22 protein-coding genes are annotated in these 24,713 nt (G+C 65.2%); 5 read left to right on the top strand and 17 right to left on the bottom strand.

The window, feature by feature from the left end; all coding sequences use genetic code 11:
- Positions 1-2 precede the first annotated feature (2 nt).
- The 10 genes from KSS90_RS13930 to KSS90_RS13885 are packed head-to-tail and all read right to left on the bottom strand — an operon-like array spanning position 3 to position 10,997.
- Positions 3-1,139, bottom strand: a complete 1,137-nt coding sequence (locus tag KSS90_RS13930; protein WP_217866018.1) for a glycosyltransferase — start codon at positions 1,137-1,139, stop codon at positions 3-5.
- Positions 1,132-2,097, bottom strand: coding sequence for a glycosyltransferase family 2 protein (locus KSS90_RS13925; RefSeq protein ID WP_217866017.1), 966 nt, complete (start codon positions 2,095-2,097; stop codon positions 1,132-1,134). The genes KSS90_RS13930 and KSS90_RS13925 overlap by 8 nt, the downstream gene beginning before the upstream one ends.
- Complete coding sequence (locus KSS90_RS13920; protein ID WP_217866016.1) at positions 2,094-3,464, bottom strand: O-antigen ligase family protein; 1,371 nt, start codon at positions 3,462-3,464, stop codon at positions 2,094-2,096. Before KSS90_RS13920 ends, KSS90_RS13925 begins: the two co-directional genes overlap by 4 nt.
- On the bottom strand, positions 3,461-4,567 hold the full coding sequence (locus KSS90_RS13915) for a glycosyltransferase family 4 protein (protein ID WP_225933082.1): 1,107 nt from the start codon (positions 4,565-4,567) through the stop codon (positions 3,461-3,463). The genes KSS90_RS13920 and KSS90_RS13915 overlap by 4 nt, the downstream gene beginning before the upstream one ends.
- Positions 4,564-6,138 carry a GumC family protein gene (locus KSS90_RS13910; protein ID WP_217866015.1) on the bottom strand — a complete coding sequence of 525 codons (1,575 nt, stop codon included), beginning with the start codon at positions 6,136-6,138 and terminating at the stop codon, positions 4,564-4,566. The genes KSS90_RS13915 and KSS90_RS13910 overlap by 4 nt, the downstream gene beginning before the upstream one ends.
- Positions 6,139-6,152: 14 nt before the next feature.
- Complete coding sequence (locus tag KSS90_RS13905) at positions 6,153-7,172, bottom strand: polysaccharide biosynthesis/export family protein (protein WP_046855784.1); 1,020 nt, start codon at positions 7,170-7,172, stop codon at positions 6,153-6,155.
- Between the two features lie 22 nt (positions 7,173-7,194).
- Positions 7,195-7,842 carry a CpsD/CapB family tyrosine-protein kinase gene (locus KSS90_RS13900; RefSeq protein WP_217866014.1) on the bottom strand — a complete coding sequence of 216 codons (648 nt, stop codon included), beginning with the start codon at positions 7,840-7,842 and terminating at the stop codon, positions 7,195-7,197.
- Between the two features lies 1 nt (position 7,843).
- Positions 7,844-8,590, bottom strand: a complete 747-nt coding sequence (locus tag KSS90_RS13895) for a sugar transferase (RefSeq protein WP_217866013.1) — start codon at positions 8,588-8,590, stop codon at positions 7,844-7,846.
- A complete protein-coding gene (locus KSS90_RS13890; protein WP_217866012.1) occupies positions 8,587-9,651 on the bottom strand; it encodes an NAD-dependent epimerase in 1,065 nt (354 codons plus the stop codon). The genes KSS90_RS13895 and KSS90_RS13890 overlap by 4 nt, the downstream gene beginning before the upstream one ends.
- The gene (locus tag KSS90_RS13885) at positions 9,648-10,997 is read right to left on the bottom strand and encodes a UDP-glucose dehydrogenase family protein (protein ID WP_217866011.1); all 1,350 of its coding nucleotides are present in this window, start codon (positions 10,995-10,997) and stop codon (positions 9,648-9,650) included. The genes KSS90_RS13890 and KSS90_RS13885 overlap by 4 nt, the downstream gene beginning before the upstream one ends.
- Before the next feature lie 384 nt (positions 10,998-11,381).
- Between KSS90_RS13885 and KSS90_RS13880 the strand changes: the two genes are divergently transcribed.
- Complete coding sequence (locus KSS90_RS13880; protein ID WP_217866010.1) at positions 11,382-13,091, top strand: sulfatase-like hydrolase/transferase; 1,710 nt, start codon at positions 11,382-11,384, stop codon at positions 13,089-13,091.
- A gap of 2 nt (positions 13,092-13,093) precedes the next feature.
- Here KSS90_RS13880 and KSS90_RS13875 read toward each other — a convergent pair whose 3' ends face one another.
- Both KSS90_RS13875 and KSS90_RS13870 read right to left on the bottom strand, forming a co-directional pair.
- On the bottom strand, positions 13,094-15,328 hold the full coding sequence (locus KSS90_RS13875) for a TonB-dependent receptor (protein WP_225933081.1): 2,235 nt from the start codon (positions 15,326-15,328) through the stop codon (positions 13,094-13,096).
- A 106-nt stretch (positions 15,329-15,434) separates the two neighbouring features.
- Complete coding sequence (locus KSS90_RS13870; RefSeq protein WP_217866009.1) at positions 15,435-16,382, bottom strand: LysR substrate-binding domain-containing protein; 948 nt, start codon at positions 16,380-16,382, stop codon at positions 15,435-15,437.
- Positions 16,383-16,528: 146 nt separating this feature from the next.
- On the opposite strand from KSS90_RS13870, the gene KSS90_RS13865 reads away from it, so the two are divergent.
- Complete coding sequence (locus KSS90_RS13865) at positions 16,529-17,905, top strand: L-serine ammonia-lyase (protein WP_217866008.1); 1,377 nt, start codon at positions 16,529-16,531, stop codon at positions 17,903-17,905.
- Between the two features lie 115 nt (positions 17,906-18,020).
- A complete protein-coding gene (locus KSS90_RS13860; protein ID WP_217866007.1) occupies positions 18,021-19,328 on the top strand; it encodes a serine/threonine transporter in 1,308 nt (435 codons plus the stop codon).
- 71 nt (positions 19,329-19,399) lie between these two features.
- On the opposite strand, the gene KSS90_RS13855 is transcribed toward KSS90_RS13860, so the two are convergent.
- The 3 genes from KSS90_RS13855 to KSS90_RS13845 form a co-directional block, all read right to left on the bottom strand.
- Positions 19,400-19,855: a DUF1842 domain-containing protein gene (locus tag KSS90_RS13855; protein WP_217866006.1), complete on the bottom strand. Its 456-nt coding sequence runs from the start codon at positions 19,853-19,855 to the stop codon at positions 19,400-19,402.
- Positions 19,856-19,874: 19 nt separating this feature from the next.
- Positions 19,875-20,468 (bottom strand): DUF1842 domain-containing protein, encoded by a 594-nt coding sequence (locus KSS90_RS13850; RefSeq protein WP_217866005.1) that lies wholly within the window; start codon positions 20,466-20,468, stop codon positions 19,875-19,877.
- Between the two features lie 263 nt (positions 20,469-20,731).
- Positions 20,732-21,409 carry a DUF3313 domain-containing protein gene (locus KSS90_RS13845; RefSeq protein WP_046857799.1) on the bottom strand — a complete coding sequence of 226 codons (678 nt, stop codon included), beginning with the start codon at positions 21,407-21,409 and terminating at the stop codon, positions 20,732-20,734.
- Between the two features lie 178 nt (positions 21,410-21,587).
- On the opposite strand from KSS90_RS13845, the gene KSS90_RS13840 reads away from it, so the two are divergent.
- Both KSS90_RS13840 and KSS90_RS13835 read left to right on the top strand, forming a co-directional pair.
- Entirely contained in the window at positions 21,588-21,971 is a 384-nt protein-coding gene (locus KSS90_RS13840) for a type II toxin-antitoxin system RelE/ParE family toxin (RefSeq protein ID WP_217866004.1), read from the top strand.
- On the top strand, positions 21,952-22,257 hold the full coding sequence (locus tag KSS90_RS13835; RefSeq protein ID WP_046855774.1) for a helix-turn-helix domain-containing protein: 306 nt from the start codon (positions 21,952-21,954) through the stop codon (positions 22,255-22,257). The genes KSS90_RS13840 and KSS90_RS13835 overlap by 20 nt, the downstream gene beginning before the upstream one ends.
- A gap of 10 nt (positions 22,258-22,267) precedes the next feature.
- On the opposite strand, the gene KSS90_RS13830 is transcribed toward KSS90_RS13835, so the two are convergent.
- Together KSS90_RS13830 and KSS90_RS13825 are read right to left on the bottom strand one after the other, a co-directional pair.
- Positions 22,268-23,563, bottom strand: a complete 1,296-nt coding sequence (locus tag KSS90_RS13830) for an NAD(P)/FAD-dependent oxidoreductase (RefSeq protein ID WP_217866003.1) — start codon at positions 23,561-23,563, stop codon at positions 22,268-22,270.
- A 13-nt stretch (positions 23,564-23,576) separates the two neighbouring features.
- Positions 23,577-24,665 (bottom strand): polyamine ABC transporter substrate-binding protein, encoded by a 1,089-nt coding sequence (locus KSS90_RS13825; RefSeq protein ID WP_217866002.1) that lies wholly within the window; start codon positions 24,663-24,665, stop codon positions 23,577-23,579.
- Between the last annotated feature and the right edge of the window lie 48 nt (positions 24,666-24,713).

The raw sequence follows: 24,713 nt of genomic DNA, 5'->3' as shown, positions 1-24,713 counted from the left end.
GCTCATCGATTCTGGTCGGGGTTCCATTGGCTGTAGCTGTGCCCGCGCAGGAACTGCCACAGGCCCACGCTCATGCCGGCGAGGGTGACCAGCACGAAGGCGGCCAGGCGGAACGGGCGCGGCAAGCGCCGACGGGCGTCGAGCAGGCCGGCGATGGCGGCGGCGTAGCCGAGCAGTTGCAGGGCCAGGGTCAGGCGGTAGAAACCGGGCTCGGCGGCCAGCCACAGGTTGGCCAGCAGCAGCGGCAGCAGCAGCACCGGGGCCAGGCGGCGGATCAGCTTGTGGCTGATCAGGGCGATGGCGTACAGGCCGTGGCGCGCCGGGTTGAGTAGCTCGCGGCGGGCGGCCAGGCTCAGCAGGCCGCCGACGGTGACGCGCTGGCGGCGGCGGAACTGCTTGTCGGCCTCGTCCACACCCTGGTCGAGCACTACCGCCTCGGGCACATAGACGATGCGCAGGCCTGCGGCCGGCGCGCAGGTGCTGATGAAGAAGTCGTCGTTGACCTGTTTCGGGATCGGCTGGTACAGCGGCCGGCGCAGGGCCAGCAGGGCGCCATCGGCCGAGACCATGCAGCCGGTGCGGTTCTCCACCTTGCGCACCCAGGCTTCGTAGTGGCGGTACAGGCTGTCGCCGATGCTCAGGCCCTTGCCTGGGTCGGGGATGATCATATGCCCGGCGGTGCCGCCGACCTGCGCATCGGCGAAGGGCGCCAGCAGCAGGCCGAGAGTGTCGGTCGACCACTGGTTGTCGGCGTCGGTGAACACCAGCAGGTCGCCCGTGCATACTTGCACGGCACTGTTCAACGCACCTGCCTTGCCCAGGCGTGGCAGGTCCAGCACCTGCACCCGTGGGTCGCCCAGGCTGCGGGCCAAGGCCACGGTGCGGTCGCTGGAGCCGTCGCTGGCCACCACCACCTGCAGCTCGGCGGCTGCGTAGTCCTGGCCGAGCACGCTGGCAAGCTTGGCTTCGATATGGCGCTCTTCGTTGTGCGCGGCAATCACCACGCTCACCCGCTGGGGCGGCAATGGTGAATGCGTGCGACGGGCAAAGAACGGCGCGGCCAGGGTCAGCAGCAGGGGATAGCCGACCCAGGCATATAGCGGCAGCAGCAGGCATAGCCAGAAAATGAACTCAGCCACGGGCGGGCCTCCTTGCGGTGCGGTTGAACAGGCTGAGGATGAAGGCCGCGCCGGCCAGGTGCAGGCGCAGCCAGTGCAGGCCCCAGAGCTGCAGCGTGAGCAGCGGGTCGCGGTGCCTGCGGCTCTGGCGCAGGCTCAGGAGCAGCGCGGGCAGGGCGCTGACCAGCAGGAAGAACAGGGCGACATGCGGGAAACCGTCGAGCAGCGCCGACAGGGCCATGGCGTCCAGCACCCAGGCGCCCACCGAGAGCATCGGGAACCGCAGCAGGCGCAGGCTCACGCCATGGCTGCGCAGCAATTGCAGGTGGCTGCCCTGGCGCCACATCTCCTTGCCCAGCCATTCGCGCCAGTTGGCTTCATAGCCCCAGTGCAGCACCGCCGGTTCGCGCAGCACGCGAAGGCGCGCACCGGCTTCATGCAGGCGCAAGGTGAAGTCCTTGTCCTCGCCGGTGCGCAGGCGCTCGTCGAAGCCGCCGACCTGCTCGAACCAGCTGCGCCGCATCAACAGGTTGGGGGTGGGCAGCCAGGTGCAGTCCTGCACTGTCTGGCCGGTGCGCAAGGTGCGCCGTTGCCAGGCCTGGGCGAACCACGGCGCGTGGCGCGGGGTGTCGCAGTCCAGGGCGAAGACATCGCCTTCGCCACGGCGCTGCAGGTCCAGCAGCAGGTCCAGCCAGTGTTCCGGGACTTCGATGTCGGCATCGAGGAAGGCCAGCCAGTCGCCTTGGCTGGCGTGTACGCCGGCATTGCGCAGGGCGCCGATGGCCACGCCCGGCACGTTCAGCACCTGGGCGCCGTGAGCGCGGGCGATCGCCGGGCCGTCGTCGCTGGAGCCGTTGTCCACCACGATCAGCTCGCAGGCCAGACCCGCCGCGCTTGCCGAGCGCCGGGCGGCGTCGAGGGTGCGGCCGATATGGCGGGCTTCGTTGAACATCGGGATGACGATACTCACCCGGCTCATCGGGCCACCTCCACCGGCTGCTGCTCACGTGCCTGGCCGAGCAGCACGCTGGACAGCGCCAGCATCAGCCACAGGTACTTGTGGCTCGGGGCGCTGAGGAACATCAGGAACAGGCCGATGGCGAGCATGCTCATGGTCAGGTGGGTCATCAGGTCGGCGCGGTCCGGGTCGCCGGCCGCGCGGAAGGCGGCGCGCGCCCGCCAGAAATTGCGCAGGGCCAGCACGATCATGCCGACGAACAGCAGCCCTGCCGGCAGGCCGACTTCGCTGAACAGTTCCAGGTAGGTGTTGTGGGCGCGGCGGTAGAGGTCGGTGGTCTTGCTGTTGACCGGGGCGAAGGCTTTGGAGAAGCCAGTATCGGCGTAATGCAGCGGGAAAGTGCCGGGCCCGGTGCCGAGCAGCGGGCTGTGGCTGATCATCTCCTTGCCCACCACCAGGTAGGAGGCGCGCCGCCCCAGGGACTCGTCCTGGTGCGCGTTGACCCCGGACTTGAGCAGCATCAGCGACTGGATGCGCTCGGCGTAGCCGGCGGGCATCAAGGCGATGCCCAGGGGCAGGACGATGGCCAGGCCGAGCATGGCGAAGCCCAGGTGGCGCGGGCGGATGCGCGTCAGCTGTTCGCGGTAGTTATAGAGCACGATGCCCAGGCTGATCAGCAGCACCACCAGCCCCGAGCGCGATTCGGTCTTGGTCATGCCCACCAGCAGCAACAGGCAGCAACCGGCCCAGAACAGCTTGACCGGGATCTGCCGCGCCTTGATCGCCAGCCACAGTCCCAGGGGCATGGCGATGGTAATCAGCAGGGCGAAGGCGTTGGGGTCGAGCATGGCCGAGGCGCGGCCCTGCTCCTGGTATTTGGTGGAGAAGATCGCGAACAGGCAGGTAACGCACACGCTGACGGTGACCAGCCGCGCCAGCAGCGGCAGGTTGAGGTCGCGACCGACCAGCAAGGTAATGACGAATACCACCAGGCCCACCAGCAGCTCACGCAGGTGCCCGCCCGACAGGGCCAGGTCGTCGCTGGCCCACAGGCTCAGCAGGTACAGGGCCATGAACGGCAGCAGCAGGCGCCATTGATTGCTGCGCAGGCGCTCGCCGGGGATTTGGCGCACTGCCAGTTGCAGGCTGAGGATCAGCACCAGGCCGATGCCCACCAGCTTGGCGCCGGACACTAGACCGTCCTTGAGCAGCCCCTCCAGCGGCACCAGGGTGGCGATTGCCAGCAGGCCCCAGGCCGGCTTGCGGTACAGCACCAGCACGCCGGCCAGGCCGATCACCCCGCCGGGCGCCAGGAACGGGTAGGGGCTGGCCAGCAGACCCAGGCTCAGCAAGGCCACCAGGGCCACCAGCGACAGGGGAATGATCATGCGACAACCTCCTCGGCCGTGCCCCGGTACACCTGGGCCCAGCGTTGTGCCAGGGTCGGCAGGTGGTAGCGTTGACGTTGGGTCTGGCGCGCCCGGGCAACCAGTTCGTCGGCTTGCTCAGGGTCTTGCAACAGCGCTTCGAGATGCTCGCCCAGCTCAGCCGTGGCCAAGGGACGGGCGAGCAGGCCGTTGTGGCCGTGCTCGATCACGTCGGGGATGCCGCCGACACCGAAGGCCACCACCGGCACACCATCCTGCATGGCCTCGAGCAGGATCATCGGCGTGCCTTCGGTGCGCGAGCTGATGACCAGGGCATCCAGGCGTTTCATCCAGCCACGCATGTCGCGCTGGAAGCCCGGCAGGGTGATGCGCTCGCTGAGGCCGGCGGCATCTATGCGTTGTTGCAGGGCTTCGCGCTCAGGGCCTTCGCCAAGCATCACGGCGTGGACCCGCGGTTGGCGCTGACACACCGGGATCAGCGTATCGAGGAACAGGTCGGGGCCTTTTTCGCTGGACAACCGCCCGACGTAGGCGGCGAGCCAGGGGGCGCCGCCTGGCTGTAGCGCTCCCACGCCATCCTTTGCCTGCGCTTCACAGATCTCGGGCAGCCCGTTGGGTATCACCTGCAGCTTGGCCGCTGGCACCCCGGCATCGCGGTGGATGCGGGCGATGCTCTCGGCCACGCACACCACCGTGTCCACCGTCGGCGTACGGCACAGCTGCAGGCTCAGCCAGGTGTAGAAGCGTTGCTTGCGGCTGCGCGGGGTAAAGCCATGCTGGGTGCTGACCATCGGCAGGCGCCACAGCGTGGCGCCGATCCACCCGAACAGTTGGCCCTTGAAGTTATGACTGTTGACCAGTGGGCGTAGGCCGCGCTGCGCGCCGAGCACCTTGAGCACCGCCCCCAGGCCCCGGCAGGTGTCGCACTCGACACCCGCCTCGCGAAAGCGCGCCACCAGTTCGGCCGGGGCATCGAGAAACAGCACCCGATGCCGCCCAGGGGTCGCCTGGCAGTGGTCCAGGAGCATGCGCTCGGCGCCGTAGAACCCGCCGCTGCTCAGCAGGTGCAGGATCGGCCGGCCGGCGTGCAGCGCGGCGTTCAATTGCGCACCCAGTGCCACAGGCGTGGCAGCGACCAGCTCTTGTGCGGGTTGGGCAGCGCAGGGGACTGGTCGTTGATCACCAGCAGTACGGGCAGGCCCAGTTCGTGGCTGATCTGCGCCGGATGCTTGAAGCGGTGGTCGAAGAACTCCCTGACGTAGACCACGGCAATCGCCAGCAGCAGGCCGGTGACCAGGCCGAACGGAATGATCAGGCCGGGTTTCGGGAAGCTCGCCGCGGTGGGCTCGTAGGGTGCGCTGAGGATGCGCGCGTTGGACTGGCTGCCATCGAGCAGGCCCTGGCCACGGCTTTCCTCGTAGCGCTGGGCGTAGGTGGAGAAGGCCTTGTGCAGGGCATCGATCTCGGTGTCCAGCTGGCGGGTCTTGCTCTGGGTCTCGCGCAACTGAAGGATGCGCTTGCTGTAGTCGGCGATGCGCTGGGTCTTCTGCTCGATCACCTGCTGGGTCACGGCCAGGTCCTGCTGGCGTTCACGGATGCGGTTCTCGACGATCTTGAGGAACTGCGCGCGCAACTGGGCGATCTGCTGGCGAGCCATCACCATCTGGTCGGAGCCTGGCTGGAACACCGTGGCGTCACCGTTGTAACGGGCCAGCTGGGTGGTCAGCTGCTCGCCGAGCTGCTTGATCTCGCGGTCCTCGAAGGCGACGTTGTCGACCGTGGTGGTGAAGGTGTAGGGGAAGGCGTAGTCGGCCATCTTCGCCTTGTTGGCCGCGGCCAGGCTGCTCTGCAGGTAGTCCAGCCACTTCTGGTTCTGCAGCTGGCGGTCACGTTGCAGGTTGAGCGCCTGCTCTTCGGTGTTGATGGCGTTGAGGCGGAAGGTGATCTCCTCCTTGGGATCCGACGAGCCGATGGCGGTCAGCAGGCCCAGGCGCTGGCTTTCCAGGTCGCCCAGGCGGGCCTGGTAATGCAGCTTCTTCTGCTCGTAGAAGGCCTCGGGCAGTTCGTTGGATTGCAGGTCCTGGCGGTTGGCCAGGAAGTTCTCCAGCAGGCGGCTGACGAACAGCGTGCCCAGCTTGGCATCGTCGGCGCTGTAGGTGATGGAGATCACGTTGGAGCCGGGCAGGGTCTCGACCTTGAGGTCCTTGACCGCCTGGTCGGTGAGGGTATCGAGCTGGGTGTCGCGATCGTCCGCCACGCTGTTGCCGAACAGTCGGTGCAGGGGCTCGATCACCGCGTGGCGCAGCGGGTCGATCACGGTGCGCCGCAGCAGGCCGGGCTCGTCCGGATAGTGGCCTTCCTTGCGCAGCTCGCCGATGGTCTGGCGGATCAGGGTCGGCGAGCGCAGGATGTTGCTCTCGGTCTCCATGTCGGCCAGCGACGGCGGGATGAACTGGTCGGCCTGCTGGCTGAGCGCCGAGGTGGTGTCGCTCTGCGAAAGCTTCTTGGACTGCACGATGACTTCGGCGGTGATGTCGTAGCTCTGCTTGAGCACCAGCGGCAACAGCACGGCGATCACCGCGAACACCAGGAACACCCGTTTCACCAACTGGCGGTTGGCGAAGAAGATGCGGAAGAACTCATGTACGTAGTTTTCTTTCGGTTGCGTGGTCATGGTCCGTCCCCCGGTCAGTCGTCGCTTTCTTTATTGTCGACGCGGTAGCTGAAGCTGAAGCCGAAGCCCTGGAACAGCACCACGTCGGCCAGTTGCCGGGACAGCTCGGCTGCGCTGGCAAGCTTGGTCTTGGGCACGTAGAGCATGTCTTCGGGCTGCAGGTAGGCGAGTTTCTGGCTACCGCCGGAGAGCGCCTGGTCGACGTCGTAGTTGACCGCATGCACGGTGTTGCCTTCGCGGCGCATGATCACCACCGAACCGAGCTTGGCCTTGAGGGTAGGGCCGCGGGCCAGGGTCAGCGCCTCGAGCACGGAGACGGGGCGGCGGATCTGGAAGGCGCCGGGCTGGCCGACTTCGCCGAGCACGTAGATCTCGTTGGCGGCGGTGGACTTGAGCAGTACGTCTACGCTCATGCGCCCGGGCAACGTGGCGTAGCGTTCGTTGAGGTAGTCGCGCAGCTGGTTGACGGTCATGCCCTGCAGCGGCACCGAGCCGATTTCCGGGAAGGTGGCGCGGCCGTCGTTACCCACGGTGATGTCGCGGCTCATGCCGGTGCCGGGGTGGCTGAGGGCGTTCTTCAGGTTGACCTCGTCGGTCATCGGGCTCATCACGCGCACGGTGACCTGGTCACGGTTGGGCTTGAATACCCGCTTGTCCTGGTAGGCCTGGCGGATGGCGCTTTCGGCTTCGCCAGGGGTCATGCCTTCGACGCGCACGGCGGCATTGGTGCTGGGCAGGGTGATGGTGCCGTCGGGCTGCACCAGCTGGTTGCCGTTCAGGCCGCTGGCGGCCATGAAGTTCAGGTCCAGGGTGTCGCCGGACTGGATGCGGTAGGCCCCGGCCGAGCGGTTGCTGACGTGGAAGATCACTTCCAGCACGTCCTGCGGGCGCAGTACCTGCTCGCGGCGGGCGACTTCGGTGGCCTGGCTTTCGGCGGGAGGCGCGGTGAGGATCTGCACCGGCATCTCGCGGTTTTCCTGGCTGGCGCAGCCGGCCAGGGCCAGCACGCACAGGGCAATCGAGGGATATCTCATGGCGTTCATCCTGTGCGGCCTCTCAGAGATTTTCGTACAGCCACTTGGGCATGTAGTACTTGCGCTTGTTGAACACGCTGCCGATCAATCGCGCGCCGGCCTGGGTCAGGCGCTGGCTGGCGGCCTGGGCCACTTCCCAGCGGGTCTCCTCGGCGCACACCACCAGGATCACGCCGTCGACCAGGGTGCCGATCACCAGGCTGTCGGCGCTGGCGTAGATGGCCTCGCCGTCGATCACCACGAAGCGGTACTGATTGCTCAACTGGTGCAGCAGCACGCGCAATTGCTCGGGGTCGAGGCGGTCGCGGCCGCGTTTCCAGGTGCCCACCGGCAGCACGTCGAACGGCTGGTCGGACAGGCGCACGATGCAGTCCTGGGCCAGCGGCGGGGTGTCCTGGTTGAACAGCAGGTCGCTGTAGCCGCGCAGTTTGCTCAGGCCCAGTTGCTGGCTGAGGCCGCCAGGTGCCAGGCTGGCGTCGATCAGCAGCACGTTGCCGGCACTCATGAGCGCCAGCTGGCTGGCGAAGGCCAGGGCGCTGGTACTGGTGCCACTGCCGGTGTTGGCCGCGGTCAGCAGCAGGGTGCGCTGGTCGAGGTCGAGCACGGTGGCGGTCAGGTTGGTCTCGCTTGGGGTAGCGATCGTCAGGCTTCTCGAGGATGAACCGTCCATCTCAGCTTGCTCCGTGGCCAGTGAAGACTTTGAACGGGGTCTTGAGCAGGATCTTCAGGTCCAGCATCAGGCTCTGTTCGTTGATGTAACTCAGGTCCAGCTCCACACGTTGGTCGAAATCGATGTTGCTGCGCCCGGAGATCTGCCACAGACCGGTCATGCCCGGGTAGATCGACAGTCGCGCCAGGTGGTTGTCGTGGTAGCGGTAGGCGTTGAACGAAGTGGGGCGCGGGCCGACCAGGCGCATGTCGCCGGTGACCACGTTGATCAGGTTGGGCAGCTCGTCCAGGCTGCTGCGGCGCAACCAGCCGCCTATCGAGGTGATGCGCGGGTCTTTGTCGATCTTGAAGTCGATGGATTCGGCGCCGTGCTTGTTCAGGTGGCGCAGCGAGTCCTTGAGCGCCTCGGCGTTGGCCACCATGGTGCGGAACTTGTACATACCGAAAGCGCGACCACGGTAGCCGGTGCGCTTTTGCACGAAGAACACCGGGCCTGCGCTGGACTGCTTGATCAGCAGCGCCAGTACCAGGAACAGCGGCGACAGCAGTAACAGCAGAGTCAGCGCGGCCAGGCACGACAGCACGCGGTTGGTACGCGACAGTGTCCAGGGACGGCCACCGGCGCGCCCCGTGATCCAGCCGCGGCCCTGCATGTGGATGGCGGCATCGATGCGCTGCCGGTGCGCCGGGTCCATGCGTTTGTCCTGGTACAGCGCCTGCAGTTGCGCGCTCTTGGGTTGTCCTGTCATACCGCCCTCCGTTGATTCGGCTGCTCGCCCGTGGGCGCCGCTTCGCTGGCGGCGGGCGAGTAGTAGCTCTTGAACCAGGCGACGAAGCGCCTGAGCCCCTCATCGAGACCTATCTGTGGGGTGAATCCGGTGACCCTGGCCAGGGCGCTAGCATCGGCACAGGTGGCCAGCACATCGCCTGGTTGCAGCGGCAGCAGTTCGATCACCGCGTTGCGCTGCAGGTGTTTCTCGAGCAAGGCCAGGTAGTCGAGCAGCTCCACCGGACGCTGCCCGCCGATGTTGTACAGCCGCCACGGCGCATGGCTGCTGGCCGGATCCGGGTTCAGCGCATCCCACTGCGGGTCGGCGACCGGGGGCAGGGGAATCAGCCGTACCAGGCTCTCGACGATGTCGTCGATGTAGGTGAAGTCGCGCTGGTGGCGGCCATAGTTGAACAGCTGGATCGGCCGGCCTTCGCTGATCGCCTTGGCGAACTGCATCGGCGACATGTCCGGGCGGCCCCACGGGCCGTACACGGTAAAGAAGCGCAGGCCGCTGCAAGGAATGTCGTACAGGTGGCTGTAGCTGTGGGCCATGGCCTCGTTGGCCTTCTTGGTGGCGGCATACAGCGACAGCGGGTGGTCAACGGCGTCTTCGACGCGATATGGCGTTTGCTGGTTGGCGCCATACACCGAACTGGACGAGGCGTACAGCAGGTGCTTGACCGGGTGCCGACGGCAGCCCTCGAGCACATTCAGGAAGCCGGCCAGGTTGCTTTCCAGGTAGGCCTGCGGGTTCTGCAGCGAATAGCGCACACCAGCCTGGGCCGCAAGGTGTACCACCACTTCCGGGCGTTCGCTGGCGAACAGCCTGGCCATGCCGTCGCGGTCGCCGAGGTCCAGACAGTGCAGCGGAAAGTCCCCTACTGTCTGGCGTACCCAGTGCACGCGGGCATGCTTGAGCGACGGCTCGTAGTAGTCGTTGAAGTTGTCCAGCCCCACCACCTGGTGCCCTTCGAGCAACAGCTGGCGACAGGTGTGGGCACCGATGAAACCGGCTGCGCCGGTGACCAGCACTTTCATGGCGCATCCGCCTGCGGGCTGACCTGGCGCAGGCCGATGCCACTGTAGTGCAGGCCGTGGGCGGCCACCTGCTCCGGGTTGTACAGGTTGCGACCATCGATGATCACCCGCTCGCGCAGCTTGCTGGCGAGCATCGAGAAGTCGACCACGCGGAAATTTTTCCACTCGGTGCAGATCACCAGGGCGTCGGCGTCCTGCAAGGTGTCGTCGCGGGTGGCGCACAGCTGCAGGTCGTCGCGATAGCCGTACAGGCGCCGGCATTCGTCCATGGCTTCGGGGTCATAGGCGCGCACCGTGGCGCCTTCGGCCCACAACGCTTCCATCAGGTAGCGGCTGGGCGCTTCGCGCATGTCGTCGGTGTTGGGCTTGAACGCCAGGCCCCACAGGGCGATGGACTTGCCCGCCAGACCGCCGAGGCGCTGCTTGAGCTTGGCGAAGAGGATGCGCCGCTGCTGGTCGTTGACCTCGCTGACACTCTGCAGTAGGCGCAGCGGCATGCCACTGTGGGCGGCGGTGTGCAGCAGGGCCTTGATGTCCTTGGGGAAGCACGAGCCGCCGAAGCCGCAGCCGGGGTAGATGAAGTGGTAGCCGATGCGCGGGTCGGAGCCGATACCCCGGCGTACCGCCTCGATGTCGGCGCCCAGGTGTTCGCTGAGGTTGGCCAGCTCGTTCATGAAGCTGATGCGGGTGGCGAGCATGGCGTTGGCGGCGTACTTGGTCAGCTCGGCGCTGCGGTTGTCCATGAACATCAGCTTTTCGTGATTGCGGCAGAACGGCGCGTACAGTTCGGCCAACTGGTCATGGGCCACTTCGTCGAGGGTGCCGACGATTATGCGGTCCGGGCGCATGCAGTCGGCCAGGGCGCTGCCTTCCTTGAGAAATTCGGGATTGGACACCACGCGTACCTGCAACTGGCCCTTGCCCAGGCGCTGCAATTCGTCGCGGGCCAGCGCCATGACCTGGTCGGCGGTGCCTACCGGCACGGTGGACTTGATGATCAAGGTGTGGTCGGTTTCCATCAGCGCGGCGATTTGCCGGGTGACGTTGAGCACGTGGGTCAGGTCAGCTGAACCATCCTCATCGGGCGGCGTGCCGACGGCGATGAAGATCAGCTCGGCATGGCTGACCGCATCGCTGGCCTGGGTGCTGAACAGCAGGCGGCCTTCCTTGATGTTGTCCTCGAGCAGGTCCGACAGGCCCGGCTCGCTGATCGGCGGTACACCCTGGCGTAACTGGTTGATCTTGTGGGTATCGACATCCACGCAGAGAACCCGATGACCTACGTCCGCCAGGGCTGCTGCCTGTACCAGTCCGACATAACCGGTGCCAAAAACGCTCACGTCCATGCGCGGTGCCTCGAATGGATGAGTAAGGGAGATGAAACAGTGGTGTGAATTGGGTATAGCTCAGTGCCGGGGAATTGCGTCAAAGCAATGGCATGTTTCGTCGCATTTACAGACTCCAACGAAACGGGCCATCTGCCACCAACCCGTTTCCAATCCGTGTGTTAGCGAGCATACCTAGTGGCAATTGGCCGTTCGACGAACCGATGAACGGTCCAATGCGGCGAAACAAGCGGGTTGCAGACGATAGAGATAATCAACAACAGCTTGCGGGCGGTGCCAGATTCCGGTGTCGGCATGTCGTCGGAAATTTGACTTTTTTGCGTTGTGGTTTGTTTCACAACTGCTACGGTTTGAGAAGAATTCCATGACCGGAGTGGCTGAAACATGCGCGGATGGATCAAGTTTTTGTTACTGCTGGTCTATCTGGCCAGCTTTCACGCCTATTACCGCGAGCGTATAGAAGCCCTGGGTATTGGCGTGCCGTTGGTGCTGTACCTGGGCATGTTCGCGATGCTGGCCGTGGCCCTTGTGCTGGCGGCGTTCACCCGCCCCGGCTGGCTGCGTTGGGTGCTGGCCCTGGCCTTCACGATCAGCGCGATCTTTCTTGACGCTTATAACCGCATCACCGATTCCTACCTGACCTATAGCGCCTTCGTGTCTATGGTCTACGCCGGCGGTTTCGTCCAGGAGGCGCTGCAGCAATATCACTACGCTATAACCCTCGCTGCGGCGCGGGCGCTGCTGTTGCTGCTGGGCATCGGCCTGCGTCCGGGGCCGACGCCGAAGCTGCCGCGCCGGCTACCGCCGCTGGCACCGGTACTTGGGTTGCTGGCGCTGGTCGCCATCCTGTTCGTGCGGGCCGGCGAGGGCGCCCGCGGGCTGCCGGTGATGTACACGCCGCTGGCCTACCTGAGCCTGTTCACCTACGAGACCCTGCACGACCATGTCGGGCCGCGTCAGCCCGTGACCCTTGCGCAGTCGGGGCCGACGATGGCACGGGATATCGTGCTGCTGATCGACGAGAGCATTTCGGGCAACTACCTGGACCTGAACACCCCGGCCGGGGTCACCAGCCATCTGGCCCAGGCCCAGCCTGGCGTGCAGATCGTCAATTTCGGCTACGCCGCCTCCATCGCCAACTGCAGCGTCGACACCAATGTCACCCTGCGCTATGGCGGCACCCGCGACGACTACCTGCGCATCAACTCGACCCAGCCGTCGATCTGGCAGTACGCCAAGCGCGCGGGCCTGGAGACGGTCTATATCGACGGGCAATGCACTGGCGGCAACCTGCAGAACCTGATGACCTTGACCGAGAAGCGCGATATCGACCAGTTCATCCAGTTCGACGACATCCCCGTGGTGCAGCGCGACATGGCGGCGCTCGATCGGTTGGTGGCGCTGCTCAAGGATGGCAAGCCGCAGCTGATCGTGGTGAATAAGGTCGGCGCCCACTTCCCTGTGCATGACAAGTATCCGGACGACTTCCTCAAATACCAGCCGGCCTTGCCACGGGGCCGCTACGTCGATATCGCCGAGACCGGCACCCGCGACGGTTTCGACGGACGCCCGCAGGACTGGGTGCTGTACCGCAATGCCTACCAGAACACCGTATTGTGGAACGTCGGCGAGTTCTTCCGCCGCTTGTTCGCCGAGGCCGACCTCAGCCAGGCCGTGGTGCTGTACACCTCCGACCATGGCCAGGACCTGCATGAGCGTGGCAACCCAGGGCTGAACACTCATTGCGACAGCGACCCGGTGCCAGAGGAGGGCCTGGTACCGCTGGTAGTGATCCAGGGGCAGGGCCTCAGGACACTGGATTGGGAAGGCAACCTGGCGGTGAACCGTAATGCCTCCAGCCATTACAACCTGTTCCCCACGATGCTCAAGCTGATGGGCTACGACGACAAGGCGGTCAGCGCGCTCTATGGGCGGTCGCTGGACATGCCGACCGACGACCCGTTCACCTTCAACGTGCGCTTCAATGCGCGACTCGGGGCCAAGCCGGATTTCCGCCACATCGACCTAGGGCAGGTGGTCACGCCCGCCAGTGTCCTGGCGGGGCAACCGATGCCGGTGGGCAAGGCGGACTAGGATCAGAAGTCGATGCTGGCGGACAGCTGCACGGTGCGTGGCGCACCCAGCCCCAGGCTGGTGAGCAGCGGCATGCCCCAGTAGGCCTTGTTGGTCACGTTCTCCACCGTGCCACGCAAGGTCACCGGGTGGTCGGCGACCTGCAGCCGATAGCGGGCACCGACGTCGTAGATGGTGTAGCCGGGAATCGACTGGCTGTTGTCGCTGCTGATGTACTGTTTCGACACGGCGTTGGCGTTGGCTGTCAAGGTCAGGCCATCGAGCAGTGGGGTGTCCCACTCCACACCGAGCTTGCCCTGCAGTTTCGGTTGGCCGGTAGCGGTCTTGCCTTCATCCGAGCCGCTTGCGGCCTTGGTCACTTTGGGATCGAGGCGGGCCACGCCGCCCATCAGCCGCACATCGGTCAGCGGTGTGCCGAAGAAGCTCCATTCGAGCCCGCGGTTGCGCTGTTCGCCGCCGAAGGAGAACACTCTGGTTACCGGGTCGGTGAAGCTGCTGGGGCGTTCTATCTGGTACAGGCTCAGGGTGTGGGCGAAGTCGCCGAGGTCGAGCTTGACGCCGACTTCCTTCTGCTTGGATTTGTAGGGGGCGAAGACCTCGCCGCGATTGGCCGTATTGAACGGCGCGATGGCGCCCTTGCTCAGGCCCTCGATGTAGTTGGCGTACAGCGACACCTCGTCGGTGACCTTGACCAGCACTGCCGCCGCTGGGGTCGTGGCACTCTCGTTGTAGCGTGTGGTGTGCGCGCCGTTGCTGACGTCGAAGCTGTCGGTCAGCACCTGCTGGCGACGCACGCCCAGGGTGAGTTGCAGGCGTTCGTCGAGGAACGACAGGGTGTCGGCCAGGCCGTAGCTGCTCAGGCGTGATTCGGTGTGGGAGATGGGTGGGTAGCTCCTGGCGGCCTCGGGACCCCAGACCGGGTGGTAGATATTGTTGATCCACTCCGCGCCCGGGATGTCACGCCGACCATAGTCGCGTTGCTTATCCGAATAGTGCGTGGCGTTGAGCGACCACTGATGACCCACGCCGAAGGTGTCGAAATGGCCGCGCAGGCCGGCTTCGCCCGAGGTCTTCTTCAGGTCGATCTTCAACTGGCCCATGCGTGTCTCCATGTCCCCGGCGGTGTTGAACACCTCGGCGAGCATGGTGCCACTGTAGGCATAGTCGGTCTTGCTGGTGCCGGCGGCGGCATAGGCCATGAGGTTGTCGTTTAGGTCGTACTCGCCGCGCACGATCACGCCCTTGTCGCGGGTCTGGACGAAGCCCCAGTCCGGGTTGAGCAAAGTCTCGGACTTCGGCGGCCTGGGCACCGGTACGCCCTCGGCCAGGCCAATGCCGCGGTTCTGGCCCCTGACCCGGTCCTCGCTTTGGTACAGGTCGGCGGACAGCCGCGCACGCTCGCCACGCCAGTCCAGGCCCAGGGCATTGAGCTCGGCCTTCATGCGCTGGTGGTCGGTGGCGGTATCGCCGTCGCGGTAGACGCTGTTGAAGCGCACGCCGAACTGTTGTTCCTCGCCGAAGCGACGGCCGACGTCGAGGTGCCCGCCGAACTGCGCGTCCGACATGTAGGTGCCGGTGATCCGCGTCAGCGGTTCGGCGCCCGCGCGCTTGGGCACCAGGTTGATGCTGCCGGCCACCGAGCCGCCTGGCGGCATGCCGTTGAGCAGGGCGGACGGGCCCTTGAGCACCTCGACGCGCTCGAACATCTCGGGCGAGATCCGGTAGTAGGGCGCCATGCCGTACAGGCCGCCGATGCTCACGTCGTTGATGTTGGAGTTGAAGCCGCGGATCGAGTAGTTCTCGCTGTAGGTGCCCTTGAGGCCGTTGCTGAACACCGACGGGTCGGTGGCGGCGATGACATCGGTGATGGTCTGGGCCTGGGTGTCCTCGATGTATTTCTCGGTGTAGCTGATGGTGCTGAACGGCGTCTCCATGAAGTCCTTGTTGCCCAGCAGCCCGACCCGGCCGCCCGAGGCCACCTGGCCACCGGCGTAGACTGGCGGCAATGCACTGGGGGCGTCGCGGCTGCCTTCGACCATGGTTTCGGACAGCTCCAGGCTGCCGGTGGGCTGGCCGTGGCGGGGCTTTTCCACTTCCTCGGTCTGCGCCGCAGTCACCCCCATGGACGCGCCGCCCAGGCCGAGCAGCAAAGCCATGTGCATGGCGGTGAAAATGCGATTGAGGTCGAAGTGGGGCACAGCCGGCTGCTGCGCCGGGCTGACACGTTGTTGCGACATGCTGGAGTCCTTTCGATTCGCAAGTAAGTGAAGGCATTCACTAGGGATTCCGAATCAGAAAGGCAAATCCTCAATGCTAATCATTAGCATTTAAAGAGGTATTGATTTAAGTCGCCGGCAGTGCCAATGGGTGCATGGCGCGAAAGCTCTGCGCCTCTTCAACCAGCCAGTCATGCACCGCCCGCGCCCCAGGCTGGCTCAGCCCGCCCGGTGGATACAGCAGCACATAACGCTTGTGGTTGGCGATCGGTACCCCGAACGGCACGATCAGCGCGCCGCGCTCCAGTTCGTCGTTGAGCAGGGTACGCCGGGCGATGGCCACGCCGACGCCGGCGATGGCGGCCTCAATGGTCAGGTGGTTGCGGTTGAAGGTGTGCCCACGGCGCACGTCCAGTCCGCCGGCACCGATGCCGTCGAGGTAGAACTCCCACTCGGCGTATTCCGAACTGCCGCGCCAGGCGGTGATGTCATGCAGCAGCGGGTAGTGGGCCAAGCCCGCTGGCCCGTGCAGGGGCGGACGACCACGCAGCAGGGCAGGCGAGCACACCGGGAAGATCTGCTCGTCGAGCAGAGGCGTGGAGAGCATGCCCGGATAGCTGCCGTCGTTGAGGTCGATGGCCAGGTCGAAGTCTTCCGGGTGCAGCGCCTGGTTGCTGTCCTCGGCCACCAGGCGCAGCTCGATGTCCGGATAGCGTTGCTGGAAGCGCGGCAGGCGCGGGGTCAGCCACTTGGCCAGGAACGAGGGGATCGAACGCAGGCGCAGGGTGCCGCGGATCTCGCCGGCGTCCAGGCGCAGCAGCTCGGCTTCGATGCTGCCGTAGGCTTCGGCCACGGTCTGTGCCAGGCGTTGGCCCTCGGCGGACAACTCGACGCCGCGGGCGCGGCGCAGGAACAGGCGAAAGCCCAGGCGCTCCTCTAGTTGGCGCATCTGCTGGCTGACCGCTCCGGGGGTGATGTGCAGCTCTTCGGCGCAGCGGGTGAACGACAGGTGTCGCGCCGCACAGGAGAACACGTGCAGCCAGACGAACACCTGGCCATTGAGTGGGCCTTTCATTGTTTAGTCCTGCTAAAGGCTTGTGTAGGAAGTTTCGTTGGTCAAGCTGGCCTGAGCGCGGCAGTATCGCGCAACTTGGCAATACCGCTCAAATTTTCCGGAGAGCCGTGGCGTGTCGCAGATCGCCGCCACGGTCAGGCATTAGCATGGCTATCAGTGTTTTCGACCTTTTCAAGATTGGCATCGGCCCATCCAGCTCCCACACCGTCGGCCCTATGCGCGCCGCGGCGACCTTCGCCCAGGCCTTGCGTGAGCGCGGCCTGCTGGCCCAGGTGCGCCGGGTCGAGGTGCGCCTCTATGGCTCGCTGTCGGCCACCGGAGTCGGGCATGCCACCGACCGTGCCTGCCTGCTGGGGCTGATGGGCCAATGGCCTGATCGGATCGACCCGCACAGCATCGAGCCACGCATCGACCAGCTGATGCAGGAGCAATGCCTGATGCTCGACGGCAGTCATCCGATCGACTTCCAGTACAGCCGCGACATGCGCCTGCTGGACGAGAGCCTGGCCTACCATCCCAATGCGATGACCCTGGAAAGCTTCGACGGGCAGGGCAGCCTGTTCAGCCAGACCTACTTTTCGGTGGGTGGCGGCTTCATCGTCGAACAAGCTGAAATCGATGCGCCTTCGAGCGACGAGGGCCTGGTCGAGCTGCCTTACGAATTTTCTAGCGGTGCCGAACTGCTGGCCCTGTGCAAGGCCCACAACCTCAGCGTCAGCCAGCTGATGCTGGCCAACGAGTGCGCCTGGCGTCCGGAAAGCGAGGTTCGCGAAGGCCTGTTGAAGATCTGGGCGGCGATGGGCGAGTGCGTCGACAACGGCCTGCGCAACGAAGGCATCCTGCCCGGCGGGCTCAAGGTCAAGCGCCGGGCGGCGCGCCTGCACCGCAGCCTGCAGGAAGTCGGTAAGCCCAACGTGATCGGCTCGACCCTCAGCGCCATGGAGTGGGTCAACTTGTTCGCCCTGGCGGTCAACGAAGAGAACGCCGCCGGCGGGCGCATGGTCACCGCGCCCACCAATGGCGCGGCGGGAATCATCCCGGCGGTGCTGCACTACTACATGAAGTTCAACCCCGGCGCCTGTGACGACGATGTGGTGGCGTTTCTCCTGGCCGCTGCCGCAGTGGGCATCCTGTGCAAGAAGAACGCTTCGATTTCCGGCGCCGAAGTCGGTTGCCAGGGTGAAGTGGGCTCGGCCTGCTCGATGGCCGCCGCAGGGCTCGCCGAAGTGCTTGGCGCGACCCCGCCGCAGCTGGAAAACGCCGCCGAGATCGCCCTGGAGCACAACCTCGGGCTGACCTGCGACCCGGTGGGTGGCCTGGTGCAGATCCCGTGCATCGAGCGCAATGCGATTGCCGCGGTGAAGGCCATCAACGCCGTGCAGATGGCCTTGCGTGGCGATGGCGAGCACTTCATCTCCCTCGACCGGGTGATCCGCACCATGCGCGATACCGGCGCGGACATGCACGCCAACTACAAGGAAACCTCCCGCGGCGGCCTGGCCGTCGCGTTCGTCGAGTGCTGAAAACAAGCCTTTGACGTCGTGGGAGCGGGCGCGCTGCCACGACGTGCCGCACAAACCTGATTGAACCTGCAACACCCGCTGTACCTGCGACAAAAACAACTACAAGGCGATACCCATGACTGATGTACAAAGCACCACGAGCGTTCGTGCGGATTCGGCTGCCCCGGCTTTGGCCAGTGGCTCGACCACCTGGAACCGTCACGACACCACCTGGGCCCTGGGCCTGTATGGCACGGCGATCGGCGCCGGCACCCTGTTCCTGCCGATCAATGCCGGGGTCGGGGGCTTCTGGCCGCTGCTGATCCTGGCGCTGCTGGCCTTCCCCATGACCTTCTTCGCCCACCGCGCCCTGACGCGCTTCGTGCTGTCCGGGCGCAAAGGCGGCAACGAGGACATCACCGAGGTAGTGGAGGAGCACTTCGGCGTAGGCGCCGGCAAGCTCATCACCTTGCTGTACTTCTTCGCCATCTTCCCGATCCTGCTGGTCTACAGCGTGGCATTGACCAATACCCTGACCAGCTTCTTCGAGCACCAGTTGCATATCGGTGCGCCGCCGCGGGCACTGCTGGCGCTGTTGCTGATTTGCGGCTTGATGATCGTGGTGCGCTGCGGCCAGCAGATCATCGTCAAGGCCATGAGCGTGCTGGTGTATCCCTTCGTCGCCTCCTTGCTGCTGCTGGCGTTGAGCCTGATCCCCAACTGGAACGGCGCCTTCTTCGCCCAGGCCAACGAGGGCATCAGCGCCTCGAAGCTGCTGCTGACCTTATGGCTGGCGATTCCGGTGATGGTGTTCTCGTTCAACCATTCGCCGATCATCTCGGCCTTCGCCGTCGACCAGAAGCACCGCTATGGCAATGATGCCGACCGCAAGAGTGGCCGGACCCTGGCCACGGCCCATGTGATGATGGTGCTGACAGTGATGTTCTTCTGCTTCAGTTGCGTGCTGGCCCTGAGCCCGGCGGACCTGGCCGCGGCCAAGGCGCAGAACATCTCGATCCTGTCGTACCTGGCCAACCACTTCCAGACCCCGGTGATCGCCTTCGTCGCGCCACTGATCGCGCTGGTGGCAATCACCAAGTCTTTCCTCGGCCACTACATCGGTGCCAGCGAAGGCTTCCAGGGCATGATCGTCAAGAGCCTGCGCGGGCGCGGCAAGACCTGGCCGGCCAAGCGCCTGGAGCGCGCTACCGCATTGTTCATGCTGGTGACCTGCTGGGCGGTGGCGACCCTGAACCCGAGCATCCTCGGGCTGATCGAGAGCCTCGGTGGGCCGGTGATCGCCTGCCTGCTGTTCCTGATGCCGATGTACGCGGTACAGAAGGTACCGGCGTTGCGGCAGTATTCGGGCAAGCTGTCGAATGTGTTCGTGGTGCTGATCGGCTTGATCACGCTGTCGGCGATCGCCTACAGCTTCATGGCCTGACCTAAGAACGCGGGGCAAGCCCGCTCCCACGTGAAAGCGTGGGGGAGGACTTGCCCCGCGGACCGCTCGGGTCAGACGCTTTCCAGGTGCCTGATCGCGGCCTTCAGGCGCTCCGCTGGTCGCGGTTGATCCTGGTGGGTGATGTCCGGCGCCTTGCGCACGCGGCCATGCTGATCGACCCAATGGCCGTTGATGAAGTAGCGGTAGCTGGCGGTGCCGGCATTCCAGCCTTGGTCGAGCAGACCCTGCAGGTGGAAGGTCTGGGCAATCTGGCTGAGCGGGCCGCTTGGGCTGCCATCCAGGTGCAGGACGATCGACGGGCTACCCGCGGGCGCGAACGGCAGCTCGCTGTAACCGCCCCACACCTTGGCGTGGAACACCTGAACCGGATGCGTGGTCTGGATGATCGAAGCCCTGCCGGTGACCTTCTTCTGCACGGTATTCACCAGCAGGTCGAGGGTCAGGATCGGGGCGCCGAGCAGCCCGTTGCTGACGTTCAGGCGGGTATGAAAAAGTCCGAAGGACATGCTGATTCTCCTTGTCTGCTCAGGCTTTCTTGGCGGCTTTGGCGGCCGGGCTTTTGGTCGAGGCGAGGGCCTGGTCCAGGGCTTTGCCCACGGCACCGCTGGCCAGGTGCTTGAGTTGCGCGACATCACCGGTGGCGATCACTGCCTCCAGGGTGGCGTTGTGCAGTTCGGTCGTCAGGTCGACGTTCGCCAGCGTCTGGATGCGCTTGAGCTCCAGCACGACGGGTACGTTGTCCACCTCGATCCAGCGCTGGCCGTTGTAGTAGCGGTAGCTGGCCGTGCCTTTCTGCCAGTCCTGGTCGAGCAGCGCACGCAGCTCGAACTGCTCCGGCGAGTTGGCGTGTGGGCCGCCATGGTTGCCACGTACCGTCAGCAGGATCTTGCCTTCGCTTGGCGGTTGCACGGTGAGGTAGCTGTAGGTGCCCCAGACATCCAGCGCCAGCTCCAGCGGTGGGTTGGTGGTCTGGGTGATCAGCGCGTGGCCGTTGACGCTGCGGTCTGGCGTGTAGACCAGCAGGTCGAGCTGCAGGCGCGGGGCACCTGGCGCGTTGGTACCAATGAGGTAGGACACCGGGAAAAGGCCTTCCGACGGTGCGAGCAGCGATTCAGACATGATTGCCTCCATTGCATTCGATGAATGACATACCGATAACCACGACTGGCGCAGGCGGGCGAAGAGGCGGAGGAGGTGGGAGACCGGGCGGGGAGAACAGGCTTGCCCGGTGCGAGCGGCTGTTGGCAGCCGGCTTGTGCAGCCATCCCTGATACGCGGTGCCGCCTGCCTGGCAGCCCGCTTGAGTTAAGCAGGCCGGCCAGGCAGTGATGGCATTTTTACAGCATGTCCGACGAGCGGTCGCGCATTGACCAGATGGTCACTTACTTGGCTTTCTGCTGCAGGGCCACGAAGCTGCGGCGCATGTCGCTGGCCCAGCCATCGAGCACCGGTTTGACGTCGTTCAGGGTCAGCTGCGTGGTGTCGTTCTCCAGGTCCTTGCCGCTGCCCTTGCGCACCACTTGGGCCAGCACGTTCTGGCTGGCGCCATCGAGGAAGGCCGCCTCCACGGCGATGTCCACGGCCTGGTCGCGGCCACCGGCGGCGGTGTTGACCGCCGCGGCGACCAGGGCGATGGGGATCACTTCATAGGGCTTGAGGCCTTCGGTACTGGTAGAGACCGCGGTGATCGCCGGGCGCACCACGATGGTGTTCGGGCCAGGCTCCTTGACCAGGGTGAGCACGCTGCCCAGCTCGCGGCGCATCGCTTCGTTGAAGTAGCGGGTGATCTCTTGCAGGGTCTGCGCCGAGATCACGTTGGTCGGCTGCGGCTTGGGGTAGAACTGACTCGGTTCGATGAACACCTTGGTGTACTGGCTGGCCTTCACGTCCGGGTCGATCCAGCGCATCACCGGCGCGCCGGAGACGCTCTCGGCCGGCTTCAGGCGGCTGTAGTCCTTGAGAAACCCGGAATAGTCCTTGGGATCGACACGGTTGCTGGAGCAGGCAACCAGGGCCAGCAGAGCAGCGCACAGCAGGGTGGTGCGAGGCAGGTGCTTCATGATGACGAGTCCATGAGGGAAGGGGCCAGAACAACGCTAGCAGGTGGTGGGCCGAAGGCCAGTTTCCGGGCCTTCGAGAGTTGCCGTTTCCCACCGATCAACCTGATTGGGCTGACTAGCCATTCGTCATCGGCGATGGAAAAGTGTGCCCTTTACGGGTATGTTTCGGGTGCCGATCATGGATGTCTACAAGCGTAGGGAGTTTGCCCGCTGGCAAGCCAGGGAGTGCTTGCCGGACCACTTGCTCTGCCGGGCAGTTCTGGAGATGCACAGCGGGCTGGTTGATGCGAGTCTTGGCGGTTTGCTGTTCAAGAAGCGCATTGCGGGCCTTTGCAGTGGCAAGCGAGGTGGTTATCGCACGCTCCTGTCGGCTCGTATTGGAGATCGATATGTGTTCCTGCATGGATTCGCCAAAAGCGACCAGGCCAATGTCACGTCGGCCGAGCAAAAGGCCCTGCAGTTTACCGGCAAGGTTTTTCTGGAATTGTCACCCCGCGCCCTGGCCAAGGCATTGGGCTGTGGGGTATTGATGGAGGTCCACTGTGACCAGCAAACTCATTGAGTCATTGCGTGCCGACCTGTCGGCCCTGGAGCAGGCCGGTGCTGTCGGCAAGGTCACGCTAAGGGACTTCGAGGCGATCTGCCCGGCTCCGGTGCGAGCGTTCACTGCCCAGGACATCCGCCACCTGCGTGAAGCCCTTAACTTCAGCCAACCGGTGTTCGCCCTGCACCTGCACACCAGCGCGTCGACAGTGCGCAAGTGGGAACAGGGCGAAACACGCCCGGCCGGGCCGGCCTTGAAGCTGCTGAACATCATTGCCGACAAGGGGCTGCAGGCCATCCTTTGACGGTGGGCCGTCAGCCCAGTGCCTCGCGCAAGCGGTACCACAGCATTCCCAGCGCCAGCAGCGGCGAGCGCAGTGCCTTGCCGCCGGGGAAGGTCAGGTGCGGCACCGCGCGGAACACATCGAAGCCATGGCTTTGCTCGGTGGCGATGGCCTCGGCGAGCAGTTTCGCGGTCCAGTGGGTGACGTTCAAGCCATGCCCGGAGTAGCCCTGGGCATAGAACACGTTGGGGTGCTGGCTGAGCCGGCCGACCTGGGGGAAGCGGTTGGCGGTGATGCCGATCATGCCGCCCCACTGGTAGTCCAGGCGCACCTCGGCCAGTTGCGGGAACACCTTGAGCACCTTGGGCCGCATGTACGCGCCGATGTCCTTGGGGTCGCGGCCGGAATAGTGGCAGGCGCCACCGAACAGCAGGCGGTTGTCGGCGGTCAGGCGGTAGTAGTCCAGGCCCACTTTCTGGTCGCACAGCGCCATGTTCTGCGGGATCAGCGTGCGCGCCAGGCCTTCGGGCAGTGGCTCGGTCGCTACCACGTAGCTGCCGGCCGGCAGCACCTTGCCACTCAAGCGTGGCTCCAGTTCGTCGAGGTGGGCGTTGCAGCCAAGTACCAGGCTCTGCGCCCGCACCCTGCCGCGTGCGGTGTGCAGGGTCACCGTGCTGCCATGTTCGATGCGCAGTACCGGGCTCTGCTCGAAGATGCGCACCCCCAGGCCATGGGCGGCGCGGGCTTCGCCCTGGACCAGGTCGAGCGGGTGCAGATGGCCCGAGCCCATGTCGACCAGACCACCGGCGTACAGGTCGCTGGCGACGATCTCGTGCATGCGCTCGGGGCCGACCAGGCGGGTCTCGTGCGGGTAGCCCAGTTCGGCGAGGTCGCGCTGCTCGTCCTCGAATGCGGCGAACTGGGCAGGGGTATTGGCCAGCTCGCAGAACCCCCAGCGCAGGTCGCAGTCGATGCCATATTGCGCGATACGGCGGGCGACAAGAGCCACCGAGTCGATCCCGGCCTGTTTGAGGTAACGCACGCCGTCCTGGCCGACGTGCCGGGCAAAGCCCGAGACGTCATGGCCGATGCCGCGGATCAGTTGCCCGCCATTGCGCCCGCTGGCGCCCCAACCGATGCGGCGGGCCTCCAGCAGGATCACCGAGAGGCCGCGTTCGGCCAGCTCCAGGGCCGCGTTGACCCCGGTCAGGCCACCGCCGACCACGCAGACATCGGCCTGCAGGTCCTGGTCGAGCGCGGGGTAGGTCGCCGCCTGGCGCGCCGAGGCGGCGTAGTAGGAGGCAGTGTGTTCAGTCATGTGAGGCATGGGTGTGCTCGGCTCAGCGGTTGGACTTGATCTTGCTCCAGGAGCGGGTCATCTGCCGCAGGATCGGCGGGCTCTGCATGCTCGAGACATACAGTTTGTCCAGCACCTCCTGGGGCGGGTAGATCTCGGGATTGTCGACCAGCGCCGGGTCCATGTCGGCCTTGGCGTCGGGGTTGGCGTTGGCATAGCCGACCGTGGCACTGACCTTGGCGATCACCTTGGGGTCGAGCAGGTAGTTGATGAAGGCCAGGGCCTGCTCGGGGTTCTTGGCGTCCTTGGGGATGGCCAGTAGGTCGAACCACAGGTTGCTGCCTTCCTTGGGAATGCTGTAGGCGACCTTGACGCCGTTGCCGGCCTCCTCGGCGCGGTGCGCGGCCTGCAGGACGTCGCCGGAGTAGCCGAAGGCGATGCAGACATCGCCATTGGCCAGGTCCGATACGTACTTGGAGGAATGGAAGTAGGTGATGTACGGGCGCAGCTCCAATAGGCGGGCCTCGGCCTTCTTGTAGTCATCGGCCTTCTCGCTGCGCGGGTTCATGCCCAGGTAGTTGAGCATGGCGGGGTAGAGCTCGTCGGGCGAGTCCATGAACGCCACGCCGCACTGCTTGAGCTTCTTCAGGTTCTCCGCTTCGAACAGCACGGCCCAGGAGTCGATCCTGTCGATGCCCAGCACCGCCTTGACCTTGTCGACGTTGTAGCCGATGCCGTTGGTGCCCCAGAGGTACGGTACGGCGTACTGGTTGCCCGGGTCGTTCTGCTCCAGCTGCTTGAGCAGTTTCGGGTCCAGGTGGCGCCAGTTCGGCAGTTTGCTGCGGTCCAGCGGCAGGAACGCGCCGGCCTGGGCCTGGCGCGCAAGGAAATGGTTGGAGGGCACGACCACGTCATAGCCGGTGCGTCCGGCCAGCAGCTTGCCCTCCAGGGTTTCGTTGGAGTCGAACACGTCATAGACCACCTTGATCCCGCTGCTGGCCTGGAAGTCGGCCAGGGTGGTGTCACCGATATAGTCGGTCCAGTTGTAAACGCTCACCGTTGGCTGGGCCTGGACGGCAGCGCCGAACAGCAGGGCGAAGGTTGCGGGGATCAGGGCTTTGCGATGACGCATGGTCGACACCTCGTTGGTCTTGTTCTTGGAGTTCGCTGGTGTAAGGGC

It is taken from the genome of Pseudomonas maumuensis, from assembly GCF_019139675.1.
Taxonomy (GTDB): Bacteria; Pseudomonadota; Gammaproteobacteria; order Pseudomonadales; family Pseudomonadaceae; genus Aquipseudomonas; species Aquipseudomonas maumuensis.
Note: the sequence above shows the minus strand (reverse complement) of the source record. Positions and strands in the feature narration are given on the sequence as shown.